This window comes from Thiohalomonas denitrificans (genome assembly GCF_016841685.1).
Taxonomy (GTDB): Bacteria; Pseudomonadota; Gammaproteobacteria; order Thiohalomonadales; family Thiohalomonadaceae; genus Thiohalomonas; species Thiohalomonas denitrificans_A.
The window spans coordinates 1-17,642 of record NZ_JAENYR010000037.1 but is presented as its reverse complement, the minus strand read 5'-3'; the positions used below and the strand labels follow the sequence as shown (position 1 = coordinate 17,642).

The 17,642-nt window shown below is 58.4% G+C and carries 14 protein-coding genes and 2 tRNA genes; 13 read left to right on the top strand and 3 right to left on the bottom strand.

Annotation, left to right across the window (positions count from 1 at the left end; genetic code table 11):
• Nucleotides 1–36: 36 nt before the first annotated feature.
• The 5 genes from Q7L05_RS09625 to Q7L05_RS09605 all read left to right on the top strand — a co-directional run bounded on the left by Q7L05_RS09625 (nucleotide 37) and on the right by Q7L05_RS09605 (nucleotide 4,275).
• The gene (locus Q7L05_RS09625) at nucleotides 37–309 is read left to right on the top strand and encodes an HU family DNA-binding protein (RefSeq protein WP_303905426.1); all 273 of its coding nucleotides are present in this window, start codon (nucleotides 37–39) and stop codon (nucleotides 307–309) included.
• A gap of 15 nt (nucleotides 310–324) precedes the next feature.
• A tRNA-Val gene (locus tag Q7L05_RS09620) sits at nucleotides 325–400 on the top strand.
• A gap of 13 nt (nucleotides 401–413) precedes the next feature.
• Nucleotides 414–490 (top strand) — tRNA-Asp (locus Q7L05_RS09615).
• Nucleotides 491–655: 165 nt separating this feature from the next.
• Nucleotides 656–2,557, top strand: a complete 1,902-nt coding sequence (locus tag Q7L05_RS09610; RefSeq protein WP_303905424.1) for a SurA N-terminal domain-containing protein — start codon at nucleotides 656–658, stop codon at nucleotides 2,555–2,557.
• 407 nt (nucleotides 2,558–2,964) lie between these two features.
• Nucleotides 2,965–4,275: a dicarboxylate/amino acid:cation symporter gene (locus Q7L05_RS09605; RefSeq protein WP_303905423.1), complete on the top strand. Its 1,311-nt coding sequence runs from the start codon at nucleotides 2,965–2,967 to the stop codon at nucleotides 4,273–4,275.
• Between the two features lie 130 nt (nucleotides 4,276–4,405).
• Here Q7L05_RS09605 and Q7L05_RS09600 read toward each other — a convergent pair whose 3' ends face one another.
• The gene (locus Q7L05_RS09600) at nucleotides 4,406–5,719 is read right to left on the bottom strand and encodes an enoyl ACP reductase FabMG family protein (protein ID WP_303905421.1); all 1,314 of its coding nucleotides are present in this window, start codon (nucleotides 5,717–5,719) and stop codon (nucleotides 4,406–4,408) included.
• Nucleotides 5,720–6,290: 571 nt separating this feature from the next.
• On the opposite strand from Q7L05_RS09600, the gene Q7L05_RS09595 reads away from it, so the two are divergent.
• The 5 genes from Q7L05_RS09595 to Q7L05_RS09575 all read left to right on the top strand — a co-directional run bounded on the left by Q7L05_RS09595 (nucleotide 6,291) and on the right by Q7L05_RS09575 (nucleotide 12,403).
• A complete protein-coding gene (locus tag Q7L05_RS09595) occupies nucleotides 6,291–8,099 on the top strand; it encodes an extracellular solute-binding protein (RefSeq protein WP_303905419.1) in 1,809 nt (602 codons plus the stop codon).
• A complete protein-coding gene (locus Q7L05_RS09590; RefSeq protein ID WP_303905466.1) occupies nucleotides 8,099–9,148 on the top strand; it encodes a microcin C ABC transporter permease YejB in 1,050 nt (349 codons plus the stop codon). The genes Q7L05_RS09595 and Q7L05_RS09590 overlap by 1 nt, the downstream gene beginning before the upstream one ends.
• A 92-nt stretch (nucleotides 9,149–9,240) precedes the next feature.
• Complete coding sequence (locus tag Q7L05_RS09585; protein WP_303905417.1) at nucleotides 9,241–10,257, top strand: ABC transporter permease; 1,017 nt, start codon at nucleotides 9,241–9,243, stop codon at nucleotides 10,255–10,257.
• A 249-nt stretch (nucleotides 10,258–10,506) separates the two neighbouring features.
• A complete protein-coding gene (locus Q7L05_RS09580; RefSeq protein WP_303905415.1) occupies nucleotides 10,507–12,123 on the top strand; it encodes an ABC transporter ATP-binding protein in 1,617 nt (538 codons plus the stop codon).
• Between the two features lie 73 nt (nucleotides 12,124–12,196).
• Nucleotides 12,197–12,403, top strand: a complete 207-nt coding sequence (locus tag Q7L05_RS09575) for a hypothetical protein (protein WP_303905414.1) — start codon at nucleotides 12,197–12,199, stop codon at nucleotides 12,401–12,403.
• Between the two features lie 116 nt (nucleotides 12,404–12,519).
• Here the strand turns inward: Q7L05_RS09575 and Q7L05_RS09570 are convergent, their stop codons facing one another.
• Together Q7L05_RS09570 and gloB are read right to left on the bottom strand one after the other, a co-directional pair.
• Complete coding sequence (locus Q7L05_RS09570) at nucleotides 12,520–14,184, bottom strand: lytic transglycosylase (RefSeq protein WP_303905412.1); 1,665 nt, start codon at nucleotides 14,182–14,184, stop codon at nucleotides 12,520–12,522.
• Between the two features lie 116 nt (nucleotides 14,185–14,300).
• A complete protein-coding gene (gene gloB, locus Q7L05_RS09565; protein WP_303905411.1) occupies nucleotides 14,301–15,110 on the bottom strand; it encodes a hydroxyacylglutathione hydrolase in 810 nt (269 codons plus the stop codon).
• A 162-nt stretch (nucleotides 15,111–15,272) separates the two neighbouring features.
• On the opposite strand from gloB, the gene Q7L05_RS09560 reads away from it, so the two are divergent.
• The 3 genes from Q7L05_RS09560 to dnaQ all read left to right on the top strand — a co-directional run bounded on the left by Q7L05_RS09560 (nucleotide 15,273) and on the right by dnaQ (nucleotide 17,363).
• Nucleotides 15,273–16,061 carry a methyltransferase domain-containing protein gene (locus tag Q7L05_RS09560; RefSeq protein WP_303905408.1) on the top strand — a complete coding sequence of 263 codons (789 nt, stop codon included), beginning with the start codon at nucleotides 15,273–15,275 and terminating at the stop codon, nucleotides 16,059–16,061.
• 77 nt (nucleotides 16,062–16,138) lie between these two features.
• On the top strand, nucleotides 16,139–16,606 hold the full coding sequence (gene rnhA, locus Q7L05_RS09555; RefSeq protein ID WP_303905405.1) for a ribonuclease HI: 468 nt from the start codon (nucleotides 16,139–16,141) through the stop codon (nucleotides 16,604–16,606).
• Between the two features lie 43 nt (nucleotides 16,607–16,649).
• The gene (dnaQ, locus tag Q7L05_RS09550; RefSeq protein ID WP_303905402.1) at nucleotides 16,650–17,363 is read left to right on the top strand and encodes a DNA polymerase III subunit epsilon; all 714 of its coding nucleotides are present in this window, start codon (nucleotides 16,650–16,652) and stop codon (nucleotides 17,361–17,363) included.
• Nucleotides 17,364–17,642: the final 279 nt, after the last annotated feature.

Below are 17,642 nucleotides of genomic sequence, written 5' to 3'. Positions count from 1 at the left end.
CACCGAACTCAAATAATCACAAGGGGAGAGTTTTCTGTGAACAAATCCGAGTTGATCGACGCGGTCGCCGCTGGTGCCGACATTTCCAAAGCGGCTGCGGGTCGTGCAGTAGACGCGATGTTTGACGCCGTGAGCGGCGCGCTTAAAAACGGTGAGCAGGTGAACCTGGTCGGTTTCGGCACTTTCCTGGTTCGCGAGCGGGCCGCTCGTACCGGCCGTAATCCGCGCACTGGTGAGTCGATCGAAATCGCAGCATCGAAAATGCCCAGTTTCAAGGCTGGCAAAGCGCTTAAGGATGCAGTAAACTAGCGCGCCTTTGGTCCAGGGTGCTTAGCTCAGCTGGGAGAGCATCGCCCTTACAAGGCGAGGGTCGGGGGTTCGATCCCCTCAGCACCCACCAAAATTTGAGTTCAGGAGTGGTAGTTCAGCTGGTTAGAATACCGGCCTGTCACGCCGGGGGTCGCGGGTTCGAGTCCCGTCCACTCCGCCATCCTAAAAAGGGCGCAACGCAGTTGCGCCCTTTTTTTATGCCGTTCATTATCGAAGGCGCATAGTAAACCAAAAATCTGTCGGCCCGGAGAACGCTTCAGGCCTTCCGCGGTCGAATAGAGCCGACTGGGCAGATTTCCAGATAACCGGAATAATCGGAGTACCGATGCTTGATTTAATTCGCCAGAGGGCGCAAGGGTGGATCGCCTGGGTGATCGTTATCCTGATTAGTGTTCCGTTTGCGCTATGGGGCGTGAACGAGTATTTCGGTGGTGGTCGCGGGGCTCCGGCAGCAGAGGTGGATGGTGTGACCATCTCCAAGGAGCAGCTGCAACGCGCCTACTACCAGGAGCGGCAGCAGCTGCAGGAGCAGTTGGGGGCCGACTTCAATCTGGACCTGTTACCCGAGAAGCAGATCAAGCGGCAGGTTCTCCAGAAGCTGATCCGGCAGGAGTTGCTACTCCAGGCCGCCGTGGATAATGGTCTTAGGATCTCCGACGCGCATCTGTCCCAGAGCATTCGCAGCATCGAGGCGTTCCAGGGCGAAGGCGGTTTTGATCGCGCACGCTACGAGCAGCTACTGTCACAGCAAGGTATGCAACCGGCTTATTTCGAGTCCCAGGTCCGGCGTGACCTCATGACCGAGCAGCTCTATCGGGGGTTCGTCGCGACGGACTTCATCACCGAGCGTCAGGTGGACGCCTATCTGCGGGTACAGAATCAGAAGCGGCATATCGGTTATTTGCGCCTTCCGGCGAACCGCTTTGCGGATGAGATCACGGTGACCGAAGACGAGATAGTCGCTTACTACGAGGAGCACCCGAACCGCTTCATGGTCCCTGAACGCGTGAGAGCCGCCTACCTGGAGCTGAACCGGGAAGAGCTGGCTTCGGGGTTCGAGATAGAAGAGTCGGTCCTGCGTGCGCGCTACGACGCTTACGAGGAGAATTACCGGACACCGGAACAGCGCCGCGCCCGGCACATTCTGATTGCGGTGGATTCCGATGCGACCGAGACCGAGGTGCAGGCGGCTGAGGAAAAGGTGCAGGAGGTTGTGGCCCGTCTGGATGAGGGCGCCTCCCTGGCGGAACTGGCCAAAGAGTATTCCGACGACGTCGGATCGGCCAGTGATGGCGGTGATCTCGGCTTCTTTGGACGTGGTGCAATGGTGCCGGCTTTTGAAGAAGCGGTGTTTACCATGCAAGAGGGCGAATTCAGCGAACCGGTTCGCAGTGAGTTCGGCTATCACATCATCAAACTCGAGGCGGTCCGGGAGAGTGAGGTCGAACCGTACTCTGCCGTTCGCGAGCAGATCCGGGAGGATGTGCGCCGTGAACAGGCCGATGAGTATTTCTATGATTTGGCGGATCGCCTGGCGAACCTGACCTATGAGCAGCCGGACTCGCTGGAACCTGCCGCGGAAGAGCTAGGACTCGAAATCAAGGAGACCGAAGCCTTCCCTGGCGACGGGGCCGAAGAGGGGGTGGCTGCCGATAGTAAGTTTGTCGACGCGGCTTTCAGTGAGGATGTTCTCTCGCGTGGCAATAACAGTCAGACCATCGAACTGGACTCGGGACGCTTGGTGGTCCTGCGGGTTCGCGATCACTATCCGGCGACTAAAAAGCCTCTCGATGAGGTTGAGGAGGAGATCCGTTCCCTTCTGCGAAGCCAGCAAATGGCCGCATTGACCACCGAAAAAGCTGCTGCCCTGGTCGAGCAGATCAACGCGGGCGAGGCGCCCAGCGAGGTAGCCGAGGCGGTCGGTCAGGAGTGGCAGGAGGTGGCTGCACTGGAACGGGGCGCATCCGAGCCCGAACGCCCAATCATCGATGCGGTGTTTGGTATGCCTCGTCCCGCAGGAGAAACGCCGACCGCGCGTGCCGTAACACTCGCTTCGGGTGATCAGGCTGTCATCGCCTTGTACGGTGTCGAGCCGGGTCAGACCGACGTAGGGGAAGGGCAGCGCCAACAGGCTCGCCAGGTACTGCGGCAGGCTGCGAGTGAACATGTCTACTCGGGGCTGGTCGATGCCCTGCGGAAGCGTGCGGATATCGAAACATCTCAATAGAAGCACGGCGGGTCACGGCGTGCGCATAAGGCTCGGGCGCTCAACGTCCGGTCTCCTGCGCGCCTGACCCTGTTCTTTCTCATCCAAGCACCAGGAGCCTGTCCGAGAAGAGACTGACCTACTCGGCTCGGGCATCCTGCTTCGCTCTACCGAGTGCTTCCCTGCACTCGTCGGCTCGGGCATCCTCGAGACCAGGTTCCAGACATTCTCTGCTACCGCCATCCATGGCGCATCGCTCTAACGACTGCGTCCATGCAGTCGTATTTGCCTCAGATGGCCGGAAAATCTGACTCAATCCGTCTTGCGCTCGCAACGGTCGCTATTCTCGGACAGGCTTCTGGCACCTACTCTGCCCCCGTCGGATCCGGTATGCTCCACAGCAGTCTGCGACCGGAATAGGGGGGATAATGCGGCTAAAGCTTCACTGGCAGATTTTCATTGCGCTGGGCCTTGCGGTTCCCGCCGGCTTTAGTGCCGGCCAGGATGCCGGTCTGTTCGGCATCACCTTCTATCAGCTGTTCGACTTTGTCGGCACGCTGTTCCTTAATGCGCTGAAGATGCTTATCGTGCCCCTGGTGGTGGCTGCGATCGTCACCGGGGTGGCGGGTGTTGGTGGTGCGCGGGGGCTGGGCCGCCTCGGGTCAAGGACGGTGCTTTACTACTTCAGCACCAGCCTGCTCGCCATTCTGGTGGGGCTGGTGCTGGTCAATCTCTTCGCCCCGGGCGTAGTCAACGGCGATCCGGGAGAGGTCTTCGGTTTCAGCGCCGATACCAGCCAGATCGAACAGCGCGTCGCGGGACGGGGTATGGGGGATGTCGCAGAGGTATTCCTGCGCATGGTGCCCGCGAACGTGGTCGCTGCAGCCGCCGACGGTCAGATGCTGGGGCTGATCTTTTTCAGCCTGCTGTTCGGGTATTTCATGACTCGCATCCAGGAGGACTATGCCGAAGCCCAATACAATTTCTGGCAAGGCATTTTCCAGACAATGATGGGCATCACCGACTGGGTGATGAAGTTCGCCCCTCTCGGTGTGTTTGCCCTGGTCGCCAAAGTGGTGGCGACCACCGGGCTTGAGGCCTTCGCTCCCCTGATGGCCTTCTTCTTTACGGTTCTGGGGGCGCTTGCCTTTCATTTCATCATCACCATGCCGCTGTTGCTGCTGCTAGTGGCGCGAGTGAATCCGTTGCGCCACTACCAGGCCATGGCACCGGCACTGCTGACGGCATTTTCTACCGCTTCTTCCGCGGCGACCCTGCCATTGACCATGGAGTGTGTCGAGAAGAACGCCGGTGTGTCCAACCGTACCAGCAGCGTCGTTCTGCCGCTGGGCTCCACGATGAACATGGACGGCACGGCTCTTTATGAGTGCGTGGCCGCCATTTTCATTGCCCAGGCCTATGGGCTCGATCTCTCCTTTGCCCAGCAGTTCACGATTGTGACTCTGGCGCTGCTTACCTCCATCGGCGTCGCCGGGATACCCGCGGCCAGCCTGGTGGCGATTACCATTATCCTCGCGGCAATCGGTTTGCCCGCCGAGGGAATCGGCTTGATCCTGGCCGTTGATCGCATCCTGGATATGACCCGTACGGCCGTAAACACCTTCGGGGATTCCTGTGGCGCGGTCATCATCGGACGCCTGGAAGGCGAGAAGGGGATACTGCAGGGGGACAACGACCAAGTCGGGCGGGGGGTTGAAGCGGCACCGGAGCGTGCTTGAGCAGGCCTTGAAACCGATCACCGCAGAGACGCGGAGGCGCAGAGGGAACAGTTTGGCGGGTACTCTCTGCTCCTCCTGTTTCCAATCAAAATACCCAGCGCTCTCTGCGCCTCTGCGGTGCAATCGGGGTTTAGTGCATCCTGTTCAGTTGCCGGGCGATGATGTCGTGGTTGAGCCATAGCACCGGAGCGTGAGGGTTAGAGGCCTCATGGAAGATGAGCGGGCCGGTCCCCTCGAGGACCAGCGAGCTGAGGTGATCAGTAATGAGCGCCTTCCGATCCTTGTGCAGTCTCGTGATTTCCTCCGACGTGCCGACCATCACCTCAGCCAGCTCCGCCGTGTTGTCCATCGGCCAGGCGTCGAAATTTCGGAATCGGGCGATGGTGGGGTCGCTGTTGTAGGCCTCGATCTTGTCCAGAATCTCCTGGAGCTGTACTTCCTCCTTGAGCAGTTCCTGGCACACCGTCCACTGCTCCTTCGCCCAGGCGCCGTCATTCTCGCGCTCGAGTGCCTTGAGCAGTGGAAACAGCGATAACTCCACGCCGACGAAGATGTCGCTCGAGTTGGTGCGGATCTCCGGGCAGTTGAATACGGTGGCCTTGACACCCTGCTGCCAGGCCGCTTCGGCGTGATCCTCGAGGCGCATTTTGGCATAGCCCTGGGTGTAGCTCGTATAGGTTTGCCACTGGTATTCGCCGCCAATCAGGATTTCGGTGCCGTGATAGCCATAGGCGGTGTAACGCGCTTCACCGCCGGTCTCCGCCAGACGTTTGCGAATGCGGGTGCTACCCTCGATGAGATACTCGAAAGTATTGGCGGTCACTTCGTCGAAATTCATCAGGATCATCTTGCCGAGATCACTGTCGAGGAGGGCTCGCGAGGAGAGGAAGCGATCACCGCGACCTTTGTAGATCCGGTTGGCGATGGCCAGGAAGACCTTGGTCTTGGGGATACCACCTGCCATGGTATGGGCGAAAAACACATTGGCGCCGTCGGGGATCAATCCGTCCAGTTCCTCCATCACCGTTGCCAGCGACGATCTGAATCGCTGTGTTCCCATCTCGCGGCAGCGCTCGATATGGGCCCAGTCCAGCTTCGCCTCCTGCCAGTTGGAGAGCTTTAGTTGCGCCAGCATGTCGGTTGGTGTCGGTGTTGCCTCGGGCGCATCCAGATCGAAGCCGGCCATCAGCGGGATATTGATGATGTGCCCGCCCAGATTGGCTTCGGCCTCCTTCAGTTCCTCGTCGGTGAGCGGGCGCAGCTGGTTTTCGTCATCCCGGCGTCCGACAGTGATGCCGAGAATGGTCATCCCGGCCTTGCGAGCCTCATCGATAAGACCATTGGCGTAGCCACGACCAAACAATTCGCCGAACAGGACGAAGACGTCGCCGGGCCGGAAAATGTTCTCGGTGGGCATTTCACGAAGTGGCGTAAGTGCGGACATAGGCAATTCAGTCAGTTTTTTGCGTTGTTTTAGACATCCAATCCCTTAGCCTCATGATTTCTGCTTCGGGAGAGGCAAGCGAGGCCGCCCACAGGCGTCCTTTCCCAATCGATCTTTATATCAAAGTCGGCATTTCCAAGACACTTGCCCGCGTCACAGACCGGAGGTTTTCGGGGTGGATCGGACCCGGGCCATTGAAAAACACCGGCAGACCCGCTCCACGGAACATACGGCGGCCGACCTTGCCTAATGCTTGGATGCTACAGGAGCTGATTTGGTGATCGATATCGAAGTCTGCGCGCTGAGTACCGTCCCGGTGTATGGGTCTCGCGAGGCCCCGGGCGATGGGCCGGTTGCTACCCATGCCGGCGATCAGGGCACGTCTACCGTGCAAGAAGCCCATTGGCGAAATTCCTGTTGTTCTGTTTCTCTATACTGACTATCGTGTTCGACGGACCAGCAAGTGCCGGCCCTGCCCCCTCGAAGCCGACAATGATACAACCGATAACGACAAAAAACGAGCGCTTGGGTGTCGGGCGGGCACACGCACATTTGGGAATATAAACGGCTGATGTTTCGGATTTTTTTGTTGCTGATGGGTCTTTCTCTGGCACTTTCCGGAGTCCCTGTTGCGCATGCAGCGGGCGCTTTGGCACTCGGCTATGAGCCCAAGTACCCGGAAGGATTCGAACACTTCGATTACGTCAATCCGAATGCACCCCGGGGAGGTCACCTCACGCTCTCCGCGCTCGGCAATTTCAGTAGCCTCAATCCTTTCCTGCTGCGGGGCACCGGAGCGGCGGGGCTCGATCCGCTGGTATTCGAGACATTGATGGATTCCAGTCTGGATGAGCCGTTTAGCCAATACGGGCTGTTGGCGGAGGATGCGGAACTGGCGGAGGACCGCCTGTCGATTACCTACCGGATTAACCCCGATGCCCGGTTTTCGGACGGTTCGCCTGTCACGGCACAGGATGTGAAGTTCTCTTTCGATACCCTCAAGAGTTCCCAGGCCCATCCGCAATTCCGGATTTACTGGTCCGACATCGAGCGCGCGGTCGTGCTCGGCGAGCGCACCCTCCGTTTCGAATTCGCACAGGTCAATCCCGAACTCCACATGATCGCCGGCCAGATCCCGGTTTTCTCGGAACGTTGGGTGGGCGATCGATCCTTCGATGAGGTGGTACTGGATGAACCGGTGGCCAGCGGACCCTATCGAGTAGAGAGCTATGATCTGGGCAAAAGTATCACCTACCGGCGCAAGCCCGATTATTGGGCCAGCAACCTCGGCGTCCGGCGCGGCATGTTCAATTTCGAGCGGGTGACGTTCCGTTATTATCGTGACAGTACGGTGCAGCTGGAGGCGTTCAAGGCGGGTGAGTTCGACTTCAACCTGGTGAACAACTCCAAGCAGTGGGCACGGGACTATACCGGGTCCAAATTCGAGAATGGTCCCATACAGAAGACCACTTTCGATCACCAGAACAATCTCGGTATGCAGGGTTTTGCGTTCAACCTGCGCCGCCCGATCTTCCAGGACAAGCGGGTTCGCCGCGCCATTACGCTCGCTTTCGATTTCGAATGGGCCAATCGCAACCTCTTCTACGACCAGTATGAACGCTGCGACAGTTACTTCAGCAACTCCGAGCTGGCAGCGACGGGACTGCCGAGCGGCGACGAACTGGCGCTGCTGGAGCTTTATCGCGACCAACTCTCTCCCGAAATCTTTACCAAGGAGTGGGAACCGCCGAGCGTCGAACCACACGGACTGCGGAAGAATCTGATAGAGGCGCAGCGCCTGCTCAATGAAGCCGGCTGGCACTACCGCGACGGCGCCCTTCGCAATGCCGACGGTAGGCCATTTCAGATCGATCTCATGCTGTTCCAGAAAGGTTTTCTGCGGATTGCCGCGCCGTTTGCAAGAAACCTGGCGAAACTTGGCATCGAAATGAAATATCGCACGGTTGACGCGGCGCTCTATGAACGCCGTGCCAAAAGCTTCGATTTCGACATGATGGTGGCCTCGTTTGGTCAGTCGCAATCGCCGGGAAATGAGCTGATCGGGACGTTTCACTCCCAATCGGCCGATCAGGAAGGCTCCCGTAATCTCATGGGGATCCAGGACCCGGTCGTGGATGCCTTGGTCGAAAAGGTGGTGTTTGCCCCTGACCGCGACGCGCTGGTCACGGCGGTGCATGCGCTCGATCGGGTCCTGCTGAATGGGGAATACCTGGTCCCCAACTGGTATATCGCGGAGCACCGGGTAGCCTTCAGAAAGCGGCTGGCACATCCGGATACGCTGCCGCTCTACTACAATGCCACCGATTGGGCCCTTGAGACCTGGTGGCTGCCCGAACAACCAACGGAAACGGGTTCCTGATGGCGGCCTATATCCTCAAACGCCTACTGTTGATGCTGCCGACCCTGTTCGGGGTCATGCTCATTACCTTTGTGGTGATTCAGTTCGTGCCGGGGGGGCCCGTGGAGCAGCTGGTTCACCAGCTTCAGGGGCAAGCCGGGGGAGGTGAAGCGGCCGCCGGGACGCAGGGGCTCTACCGGGGTGCCCAGGGTCTCGATCAGCAACGCATTGCGGAACTCCAGGAACTCTACGGATTCGACAAACCCCCCTGGGAGCGTTTTGTCGTCATGATGGGCAATTACCTGACGTTCGATTTCGGTAACAGCTTTTTTCATCCACAGTCGGTTATCGACCTGATCATTTCCAAGCTGCCGGTTTCCATTAGCCTCGGTCTGTGGACCTTCATTCTCACCTATTCGATCTGCATCCCGCTGGGCATCGCCAAGGCGGTGCGCGATGGGACATCCTTCGACGTGATCACCAGCACGATCATTCTCATCGGTTATGCCATTCCCGGCTTCGTGCTGGGCATCGCCCTGTTGGTACTGCTCGGAGGCGGGAGTTTCCTGGACCTGTTCCCCCTGCGCGGTTTGGTGTCCGACAACTGGAGTGAACTACCCTGGTGGCAGCAGATCCTCGACTACCTGTGGCATATGGTGCTTCCGATTACCTCGTTGGTGGTAGGCAGTTTCGCCATCATGACGATGTTGACCAAGAACAGCTTCCTGGAGGAGATCCGAAAGCAGTATGTGCTGACTGCCCGTTCCAAGGGGCTCGCCGAACGCACCGTGCTCTACAAGCATGTCTTCCGGAACGCTACCATCCCCCTTGTGACCAATTTTCCTGCGGCGTTTATCGGTGCTTTTTTTACCGGAAGTCTGCTTATCGAGACCATCTTTTCCCTGGACGGTCTTGGCCTGCTCTCCTATGAGTCGGTCCTGAAGCGTGACTACCCGGTGGTGCTCGGTACGCTCTTTCTGTTCACGCTGATGGGGCTGATTGCCAAACTGCTGACCGATATCGCCTACGTGGTGATCGACCCGCGAATCCAGTTCGAGTCCATGCGATGACTGCACGCCCCTCCACTCAGACACGCCCGCCAAACGGCAGCAGTCGGTATGAAGGCGGTGCTGCCGTGCGCAGTAATGGACCGAGTCCGGCGATGCGGGGGCCTTATGCGCGGGCTTGGCGGCGCTTCAGGAACAACCGGCGCGGATATTACAGTCTCTGGCTATTCGTTGTTCTGTTCGGGCTGAGTCTGTTTGCCGAGTTCCTATCCAACGACACGCCACTGGTCGTGCACTATCAGGATGCCTACTACTTCCCGGTCTTCCAAACCTACCCGGAGACCACCTTTGGTGGTGATTTTCCGACCGAAGCCGATTACCTGGACCCCTACATCAAGGAAAAGATCACTCGTGGGGAGAACTGGGCGATCTATCCACCGAACCCTTACAGCTACGATACGATCAGTTACTGGGCCGACAATCCCAATCCGGCAGCTCCATCGGAGCAGAACCTGCTGGGAACCGATGACCGTGGGCGGGATGTGCTGGCGAGGCTTTTCTACGGGTTTCGGCTATCGGTGATCTTTGCCCTGGCGCTGACCGCCATCGGTACTTTCATCGGTATGGTGGCCGGTGCACTGCAGGGGTATTTCGGCGGCAAGGTGGACCTGTTTGCTCAGCGCTTCGTCGAAGTTTGGGGCTCCATGCCCGAACTCTACCTGTTGATTATCTTCGCCTCGATCTTCGAGCCCAGTCTGCTGCTCCTGATCGTCCTACTTTCGCTGTTCGGGTGGATGGGGCTGGCCGATTATGTGAGGGCCGAATTCCTCAAGGGGCGCAACATGGATTACGTGCGGGCCGCCCAGGCGCTCGGCGTCCCCAATCGATCCATCATGGTTCGGCACCTGATGCCCAATGCCATGACGCCGGTGATCACTTTCCTCCCGTTTCGGATCAGCGGTGCCATCCTGGCGCTGACCAGCCTCGACTTTTTAGGCCTCGGCGTGCCTCCCACCACACCGAGTCTGGGCGAGTTGCTGTCCCAGGGTAAGGACAACATTGATGCCTGGTGGCTCTCTCTCAGTACGTTTATCGTGCTGGTGGGCACGCTGATGCTGCTGATATTCATCGGTGAGGCGATTCGCGAGGCGCTGGATCCGCGGCGTGGGTAACTGCAACGAACCGCAAGGCTTCCGCTCCTGCTCACGCCCCTCACCTACATCCATGTAGGTGAAGGCGCAAAGAGCGCAAAGAAGGGATTAAAGATTGCGTAAGTACCAAGAGCTTGTTCTCAATAGCCGTCTCGAGCCGGTGCGATTCCGTAACAGGAAACCGCACTGGCGCTTGACCGGGATTGATCTGCCCTGGAGAAGGAGCCGTTATCACCTTTGCGCTCTTTGCGCCTTTGCGGTTAATCGACTATGAGCCAATTGTTGGAAATCGAAAACCTGTCCGTCGCCTTCGGCGTTCCCGGGGAGCGCAATGAGGTGGTGCACGGCGTGAGCTTCTCCGTTGGTGAAGGGGAGAAGGTGGCGCTGGTCGGCGAGTCGGGATCGGGAAAATCCGTGACCGCGCTGTCCGTGCTGCGTCTGCATGATACGAGCCAGAGCGATTACCCGACCGGCCGGATTCTTTTTCAAGGGCGGGATCTGTTGAAGGCCCCTCAAAAAGCGATTCGCGGTGTGCGCGGCCGGGATGTGGCAATGATCTTTCAGGAACCGATGACCTCCCTCAATCCGGTCTATACCATTGGTGATCAGCTAATGGAACCGGTCATGATCCATGAGGGACTCGACCCTGCCAGGGCCAAAAACCGTATGCTTGAACTCCTTGATATGGTGGGTATCCCGGAACCCGAGAAGCGCTTCGATGCCTTTCCCCATATGCTCTCGGGGGGGCAGCGGCAGCGTGTCATGATAGCCATGGCTTTGGCTTGCCGGCCCAAACTACTCATCGCCGATGAACCGACCACGGCTCTCGATGTGACGATCCAGAAGCAGATACTCGAGTTGCTGAATCGCCTCCAGCGGGAGTTCGGCATGGCAATACTGTTGATCACCCATGACCTGAACATGGTGCGCCATTTCGCACAGCGTGTCTGTGTCATGCAAAATGGCGGACTGGTGGAGCAGGCGGGGGTGGCCGAGTTGTTCGAGAAACCGAAACACCCCTATACTCGCCACCTTTTGGCCAGTGAGCCGGAACCGTTGCTGGCCGGCGAAGACCGAAGTGCGCTGGCGGCCAACTCGCCCGTGATGTCGGGTGACAGCGTGCGCTGCTTTTTCCCCATCAAGTCGGGCTTTTTTCGCAGGCAGGTCGGCGAGGTGCGTGCGGTCGATGATGTTACCCTCGCCATCCGACCGGGTGAAACCCTCGGCATCGTGGGTGAGTCGGGGTCTGGCAAGTCAACGCTCGGGATGTGTCTGCTGCGGCTGCAGAGCTGCGAAGGTGAAATTCGTTTCAAAGGGAAACGGTTGGATCCACTCAACGGTCGCCAGTTGCGTCCTTTGCGGCGCAATTTTCAGGTCGTGTTTCAGGACCCCTATTCGTCACTGTCGCCGCGCATGACCGTCGCACGGATCCTGGATGAGGGGCTGCGGCTCCACTTTCCCGATCTTTCCAGGGACGAGCGGCGCCGGCGCGCTATCAAGGTAATGGGGGAGGTTGGGCTCGAGGAGTCGATGCTGGATCGCTATCCCCATGAATTTTCCGGAGGGCAGCGCCAGCGGATTGCCGTGGCCCGAGCGGTCGTCCTGGAGCCGGAGCTATTGGTTCTCGACGAGCCCACCAGCGCACTGGATGTTTCGGTACAGAAGCAGGTACTGGAGCTTTTGCGTGACCTGCAGCGCCGTAGACGGATGAGTTATCTGTTTATTTCCCATGACCTGCGTGTAATCAGAGCCGTAGCCCATCGTGTTATGGTGATGCGCGAGGGGCGTGTTGTGGAGGAGGGGGAGACCGGGGCGGTCTTTGATCATCCGCATCACGAGTATACCCGGACTCTGCTGGATGCTGCGTTGTTGCAGGACATCGGCTAGAGTCTGGTTGCTGTTTGTACTGGAAAATTCATGAATTCATGGGAATAATGACCCATTTGGTGGGCGTGAAGTGATGGAAGAAGGTAAAAAAGATGTCGAGCTGGTCCGCTGCCTCTATTGCGGACGGGATATCCCCGATAATCACCCCAACTGCATGCATTGCGGAGCTCCATCGCACTTTCAGAAGCGGGGCCGTCTCGACGTGCAGAAAAAATTCATCATCTACTTCATTATTCTGACCATCAGCGTACTCCTGCTCGCCTTCCTACTGCCACGATAGGCAAAAGATGGTTGCCCATGATGTCCACCAGCGACAGACTTTGGCCACTAGCCACTAGCCACTAGCCACTAGCCACTAGCACTAGCCACTAGCCACTAGCCACTAGCCACTAGCCACTAGATACTGTCCGCCTGCCGGGTGACGTCCACATATAAGGTGAGGCTCTGTCCCGGCTGAAGGTATTTCTTTCCCTGCAGGTTATTCCAGCGCTTGAGGTTATCGACGCTCACGCGAAAACGTTGGGAAATACGGGAAAGTGAATCGCCACTGCGCACGGTGTAACCAATGCGCTGACGGGTGCTTTTTTCAAATGGATGGGAAAAATTGACCGGGTTGGAGCTTGACGCCTGCTGCCCTTTGTTCCGGGTCCAGAGCATCAGGGTCTGTCCGGGGCGCAATATATCCCGTGGAGCCATACCGTTCCATTTGGCAAGGGTGCCGACGCTTACCTGGTAACTGCGTGCTATCTCCCACAGCGTATCCCCTTGGCGAACCCGGTACTCGATCTTCTCACCGTCGCGATTCTTGTCCTGAAGTTTTGCAAGGCGCTGGTCGGCGCTAAGGTTATAGCGTTTCAGGTCCTTCCGGGCAACGGGAATGATCAGGGACCGGCCTGCGCGAATGGCGTGGCCGCTGATGTCATTGACCTGCTGTATCAGGCTCACCGTGGTTTTGTAGTGTTCGGCGATTTTGCCGAGGCTTTCGCCGGAGCGTATCCGATGGCGCGTCCAGGTGAGTCGCTGGTCGGCGGGATATTCCTCCAGCTGTGTCTTGAACCTTTCGGCCTTTTCCAGGGGCAAAAGTAGCTTGTGGGGACCGTCGGGCGCTGTTGCCCAGCGGTTGAATCCAGGGTTGTAGCGATAGATGTCTTCTATGGGAAGCTCCGCCAGTTCCGCCACCAGGTCAAGGTCGATTTGGGAACCGAGGTCCACCCGGGCGAGATAGGGTGCATTGGAAATAGGCTTCAGCGTCACACCATGCTTTTCCGGTTCCGCTACTATACGGCTGATGGCGAGGAGTCGTGGTACATAGCCTTGCGTCTCACGTGGCAGCTTGAGAGAAAAAAAGTCGATCGGCTTGCCTTGCTGCCGATTGCGGCGGATGGCCTTTCCCACAGTGCCTTCACCGGAGTTGTAAGCCGCCAGGGCCAATAGCCAATCGCCATCGAACTTTTGGTGGAGGAATTCCAGATAGTCCAGTGCGGCGCGGGTGGCCTCGGCCACATCACGGCGACCGTCATACCACCAATTCTGTTGTAGGCCGAAACGGCGCCCGGTAGCGGGGACGAACTGCCACAATCCTGCTGCCCGGCCGTGAGAATAGGCGAATGGCTGGAACGCACTCTCCACCACCGGCAGCAAGGCGATCTCCGTGGGCATCTCCCGCTCTTCGATGAGCGCGACCACCATGTGAAGATAGGGCTCGGCACGTTCGGCTACCCGGTCCAGATAACTCTGGTGGCTGGCATACCAGGCGACGTCCTCATCGATGTGGGCGTGATCGACCTCGGGGAGTCTGTAGCCGCTGCGCAGGTGATCCCAAAGATTCTCGGGAGGTCGGGGAGGCTCTGTCGGACGTTGATCGAGTGATGCAACCGAATCCAGAGCCACCGGCATCGGGTCGGGCGCCACCGGCTCGGGCGTCGAGGCCGCTACCGGATTAACGTCGGATTGTGGTTCCGGTGAGTCCGTAATCGCCTGCTGGGGAAGGCAGCCCGAAAATGTGAGGGGTAGCCAGGTGAGGGACAGGATACGCAGGAATTTATTGGTAGGCTTTGGCATGGCGAAATAGTAAAGAGGCCCCTTTGCGGACGCAACCCCGAGTTGATTGGGCCATTATGGCGGTTAGGAAAACTATACTGCAGGATAGGCTGAAGTGTGACTGTGAAACCTATCACCTAGTCGAGAGTATCTTTCCAGTATCGGACCACGGTGAAAACCTCGGCGCCCGGTGTGAGCGGGCGGCCGGCAAAGCGTTCCGCGGACGCTTTCAGGTTCGGATTGTTATAGCGAAGGAAAGGATTGGTCATCCGCTCGAGCCCCAAGGCTGATGGGACCGTCGGTTTGCCTTGATCGCGCAGATTTTGGGCTTCCGCCTGGCGGTTCCGGATATCGGGGTTGTCCGGTTCCGCTATCCGGGCGAAAGCGAGATTGGCCAGGGTATATTCGTGGGCACAGTAGACGAGGGTATCGTCCGGCAGGGCGGCGATCTTTTCGAGGGAGGCGTGCATCTGTTGCGGGGTGCCCTCGAACAGCTTGCCGCAGCCGCCCGTGAACAGCGTATCGCCGCTGAACAGAAAGCCCTCACCGTGGTAACAGGCATGAAAACAGGTGTGACCCGGGGTATCCAGGACTTGCAGAGTAAGGCCTTCACCCAAACGGATGATATCGCCCTCGCTTACCCGGTGGTCGATTGTCGTGATACGCTCGTCTGGTGGGCCGTAAACCGGTGCCGGATAACGATCAACAAGGTCTTGAATACCGCCGGTGTGGTCGCCATGCAGGTGGGTGACGAGAATGGCCGATAGCTCAAGGCCATCGCGCTCCAGTGCCTCGATCACCGGATCGGCGTCGCCCGGGTCCACCACGGCGACACGGAGGCTGCCGGAAGCACCGATAAACCAGATATAATTGTCTTCAAAGGCGGGAATGCCTCGTATTGAAATTGCCATACGGCGGATGGTGGCAGTGGAACCGAAGCCGGTCAACTCTTCGATCCTGGAAAAACCGGGCAGTTACGGACGGTGTGCCGTGAGCACAGGTCAGTCCGCGAGATACGTTGAATCGGCCTTGGCAGCAGGCCATGGGCTTCGTTACGCTCTAGGGGCCTGTCCGAGACGTTTGGTGGTGAATGGTTCTAAACGTCCAGCATGAGAAATCGGCTTATCGAAAACCAATCTACCCCGGACCCTGTCGCCTGGCAGGAACTGCGCGACTGGTATGACACATCGCTCGGCAAGCTGTTGCTCAAGCAGGAGCAAGCGGTACTGGATATGGTGTTGTCAAACCTGTTCGGCTACCACCTGCTGCAGGTGGGGCGGCCGAATTCGGCGGACCTGACCCGCTCCAGTCGTATAACGCATCGCATGGAACTGGATCTCGATCCGAATACAAAGGTGGAACCCCCCCGTGGGGTCGAACGCTGTATCGCCGAACACCACCACCTGCCGATGCTTTCCGATAGCCTCGACCTTGTGCTTTTGCCGCATGCGCTCGAGTTGAGTGCCGAACCTCATCAGGTGTTGCGGGAGGTGGAACGAACGCTGATCCCGGAGGGACACGTCGTTATCCTCGGCTTCAATCCGCTGAGCATGTGGGGGATTCGCCGCGCCGCCAGCCGTTGGCGCGGCCGTTTGCCCTGGTGTTCCCATTTCTATACGCCGACCCGGGTGAAGGACTGGCTGGCACTACTCGGCTTTGATACCGTAGTGGCTCGCGGTTATTTTTTTCGTCCCCCTTTTTCGCAGCAAGGCCTGATGGAGCGCCTTCAGTTCGTTGAGCGAGCTGGCGGACGCGCTGGTCTGATGCTGGCCGGTGCTTATGCATTGGTGGCGAAAAAACGCGTAACGACACTTACACCGATCCGGCCTCGCTGGCGGCCGCGCCGTGCATTGGTCCCCAATGGATTGGCCAAGCCGAGTGTGAATAATTCCCGATAAACCGCTTTCGGCCATAAAGGGTAGTAGTCCCTCGCGATGGCGCCGTCCTTGATGAAAACTGGAAACAACCGATTTTGATGAAAGTCGACTGCGACGATAACGAACTCGTGGAGATATATACCGATGGAGCCTGCCGTGGAAATCCCGGCCCGGGAGGCTGGGGAGTGGTTATGCGCTACCGCGGGAAGGAAAAAGAGCTCTTCGGTGGTGAAGCCGAAACGACGAACAATCGTATGGAGCTTGCTGCGGCTATCGCCGGACTTCGCGCGTTGAAGCGGGCGTGCCGGGTCAAGCTGACCACCGACTCCCAGTACGTCATGAAAGGGATCACCGAATGGATGCCGAACTGGAAGATCCGCGGGTGGCTTACGGCCGGCAAGAAACCGGTCAAAAACGTGGATCTGTGGAAACAACTGGATGAAGCCCTGATTGCGCATGAAGTCGAATGGGAGTGGGTCAGGGGACATACGGGCCATCCAGAGAACGAACGGGCGGACCAATTGGCCAATCGCGGCATCGATGAGCTGGTACTCGGCAAGAAGTGACCCTTTGCGTCTTTGCGTTTTTTAGGTAAATGGGGGCAGATACATGCGACAGATTGTTCTCGATACAGAAACCACCGGCCTGGAGTACCGTGATGGCCACCGTATTATCGAAGTCGGCTGTGTCGAATTGCTCAATCGCCGGCTAACCGGCAATAACTACCATGTCTACCTGCAGCCTGATCGGTTGATCGACAGCGGGGCCATGGAAGTGCATGGCATTACCAATGAGTTTCTTGCCGACAAACCCCGTTTCGAGGATATCGTCGAAGATTTTTTGGCCTACATCCAGGGTGCGGAACTGGTTATTCACAATGCGCCGTTTGATGTCGGTTTCATCAACAACGAGTTGACGCTGCTTGGCCGTAAATCGGGAAGCATAGGAAAACTCTGCAGCGTACTGGATACGCTGTTTCTGGCGCGTCGGCTCCACCCCGGTCAGAAGAACAATCTCGATGCCCTCTGTAAACGTTATGGTGTCGACAACACGCGCCGTGATCTGCACGGGGCGCTTCTTGATGCGGAAATCCTGGCCGACGTTTACCTGGGAATGACCGGTGGGCAGACGGCGTTGTCACTGGGCAGTGGAACGACCGGTACCGACTCCTCAACCGAAGTTGGAATTCGTCGGATTACTGCCGAGCGGCCCCCCCTTAAGGTGGTGCGGGCGACGGATGTCGAACTCAGCGCCCACCAGGCCGCTCTCACGGCGGTGGAAAAGGCCGGCGGCACCTGTGTCTGGAAAGAGCTGGAGCAGTAACCGGACCTTCTCCCTCGCTATTCCTGCGCAGCCCGCCTGGCCTTGGCTCGTTAGCGCGGCTCTGAGTGCCACACTGTTTGCTGCCTGGACCACAGCTTCTCGGGCCAGGCTCCCGGGTGCTTCGGCATTCCCCCGGAAGAGCCCAGTTAAAGCTGAACCCGTGCCTCGAACTCTTATCGGTACAGATATGCCGGTTCAGTGCAGAAAGACCTGATCCAACGATTTTTGTAACTGCTCACTCCCCCGTCATTCCCGCGGAGGCGGGAATCCAGAGAGCAG

Excerpts from the sequence above, each read along its gene's own strand:
- Q7L05_RS09610 (WP_303905424.1), top strand. The coding sequence starts at position 656 with ATGCTTGATTTAATTCGCCAGAGGGCGCAAGGGTGGATCGCCTGGGTG.
- Q7L05_RS09605 (WP_303905423.1), top strand. The coding sequence starts at position 2,965 with ATGCGGCTAAAGCTTCACTGGCAGATTTTCATTGCGCTGGGCCTTGCG.
- Q7L05_RS09600 (WP_303905421.1), bottom strand. The coding sequence starts at position 5,719 with ATGTCCGCACTTACGCCACTTCGTGAAATGCCCACCGAGAACATTTTC.
- Q7L05_RS09595 (WP_303905419.1), top strand. The coding sequence starts at position 6,291 with ATGTTTCGGATTTTTTTGTTGCTGATGGGTCTTTCTCTGGCACTTTCC.
- Q7L05_RS09590 (WP_303905466.1), top strand. The coding sequence starts at position 8,099 with ATGGCGGCCTATATCCTCAAACGCCTACTGTTGATGCTGCCGACCCTG.
- Q7L05_RS09585 (WP_303905417.1), top strand. The coding sequence starts at position 9,241 with ATGCGGGGGCCTTATGCGCGGGCTTGGCGGCGCTTCAGGAACAACCGG.
- Q7L05_RS09580 (WP_303905415.1), top strand. The coding sequence starts at position 10,507 with ATGAGCCAATTGTTGGAAATCGAAAACCTGTCCGTCGCCTTCGGCGTT.
- Q7L05_RS09575 (WP_303905414.1), top strand. The coding sequence starts at position 12,197 with ATGGAAGAAGGTAAAAAAGATGTCGAGCTGGTCCGCTGCCTCTATTGC.
- Q7L05_RS09570 (WP_303905412.1), bottom strand. The coding sequence starts at position 14,184 with ATGCCAAAGCCTACCAATAAATTCCTGCGTATCCTGTCCCTCACCTGG.
- Q7L05_RS09560 (WP_303905408.1), top strand. The coding sequence starts at position 15,273 with ATGAGAAATCGGCTTATCGAAAACCAATCTACCCCGGACCCTGTCGCC.
- rnhA (WP_303905405.1), top strand. The coding sequence starts at position 16,139 with ATGAAAGTCGACTGCGACGATAACGAACTCGTGGAGATATATACCGAT.
- dnaQ (WP_303905402.1), top strand. The coding sequence starts at position 16,650 with ATGCGACAGATTGTTCTCGATACAGAAACCACCGGCCTGGAGTACCGT.